Origin of the sequence: Aureimonas sp. ME7, from assembly GCF_903970965.1 — a bacterium.
GTDB lineage: Bacteria > Pseudomonadota > Alphaproteobacteria > Rhizobiales > Rhizobiaceae > Aureimonas.
The window spans coordinates 1-1,791 of record NZ_CAJCKW010000038.1 but is presented as its reverse complement, the minus strand read 5'-3'; the positions used below and the strand labels follow the sequence as shown (position 1 = coordinate 1,791).

The 1,791-nt window shown below is 62.4% G+C and carries 1 protein-coding gene; it reads left to right on the top strand.

The window, feature by feature from the left end:
* Positions 1-62 precede the first annotated feature (62 nt).
* Positions 63-1,154: a sorbosone dehydrogenase family protein gene (locus H7A85_RS20605; RefSeq protein ID WP_244631306.1), complete on the top strand. Its 1,092-nt coding sequence runs from the start codon at positions 63-65 to the stop codon at positions 1,152-1,154.
* The last annotated feature ends 637 nt before the right edge of the window (positions 1,155-1,791 follow it).

Here is a 1,791-nt window from a genome sequence, read left to right as displayed (position 1 = left end):
CGGCGGTTCCCGACGGGTTCGCGATCACGGCGTTCGCCACCGACCTGTCGATCCCGCGCCAAATGCTCGTGCTGCCGAACGGCGATGTTCTGGTGGCGGAAGGGCGAGGCGGCAATGCGCCAGCCTTGCGTCCAAAGGACATCATCGCCGGCGTCATCAAGCGGCAGGGAAATTCCAGCGGCAAGGGCGGCAACCGCATCACCCTCCTGCGCGATGCCGACAACAACGGCGAGCCGGAGGTGCGCAGCGTCCTCATCGACAACCTCAACGCGCCTTATGGCCTCGCTTTCGTCGACAGTTCGCTCTACGTCGCCAATCAAGATGCGCTGATGCGCTTTCCCTACCAGGAAGGCCAGACCGAGATCACCGAGCCGGGTGAGGAGGTCACCAAGCTGCCGTCCGCAATCAACCACCACTGGACGAAGTCGCTGACCGCCAGCGCCGACGGCTCGAAGCTCTATGTCGGCATCGGCTCCAACAGCAATGTCGGCGAGCGCGGCATGGACGTCGAGCAGGAGCGGGCGGTGGTGTGGGAGATCGATCGCGCGACCGGTGCTCACCGAACGATCGCGCGCGGCATCCGCAATCCCACGGCGCTCGCGATCGAGCCGACCAGCCAGGCGCTTTGGGCCGTGGTCAACGAGCGCGACGAACTGGGCCCGCAATTAGTCCCCGACTATCTGACGTCCGTTCAGGACGGTGCGTTCTACGGCTGGCCCTACAGCTACTGGGGCAAAAACCTCGATCCACGTGTCGAGCCGCAAAGTCCGGAACTCGTGGAAACGGCCATCGCACCGGACTATGCGCTCGGCTCCCATGTTGCGGCGCTGGGTCTCTCCTTCGCGACCGATGGCGGGTTCGGCGGGACATTTGCGCAAGGGGTGTTTATCGGCGAGCACGGCAGTTGGAACCGGCAAGACCTGTCTGGCTATAAGGTGACGTGGGTTCCGTTCGAAGGAGGCCGGCCGGGCGGCGCGCCGGTGGATTTCGTGACCGGCTTTCTCACCGGCGATGGTCAGACACGCGGTCGTCCCGTCGGCGTCGTATTTGACCCAGCAAAGCGCATCCTGCTGATCGCCGACGACCTGACGCATACGATCTGGCGCGTGTCTCAACGTCCCCGGGCGCAGGCGTCGTTATCGCCTCCTAACTAATGAGGATGCTCGGTGTGAATTAGCTTCCGGAAGCGGCGGCGAAGCGGGAGGGCAGGAAAGCGTTCATTTCTCCCACGCGACAGCTCTTGTCGGCTCCGACAAAGCGGACATAGAACTGTTCATCGGTAGTCGGATGCAATGTTGGACATGCCACCCGACTACCAACATTCCCCTGCCAGAAAGCTTCAGCCTTGCCTCACTGACGCGTCTCGGACGACAGCACCCAACACGCGGCCTTCAGCGCGCCTAGGCAACCGTCAGCACTACTTCCAATCTGCCGCGATCGCGCACCGAAGCCACTGACGGATTCTCAGCGCACGCGATCAACTCGTTGGCGGAGAGCCCTATTGACGTTTTCCATATGCGAAAGCATCTCCGGCATCGAATCATGCTGGATCAGCCTTTCTAATTCCTCTTCGCCTTGGGCGAAGGCCTGACGAACCTCATCTCGCTTTCGCACACCATCTTTGGTCAAGCCTACGAATGTTTTTCGTCGATCCGTCCCTAGCGCTGCTGGCCTGCCCCTATCAGGTGGTCCGGTTCAAATCTAATGCATGGTAGGTTTGGCGACCACGGTTGAGGTGGCCGGCGAAGCGGGTTGGGGTGGCGCAGCCGGCCATAGCGCGGCGGCAGGTGC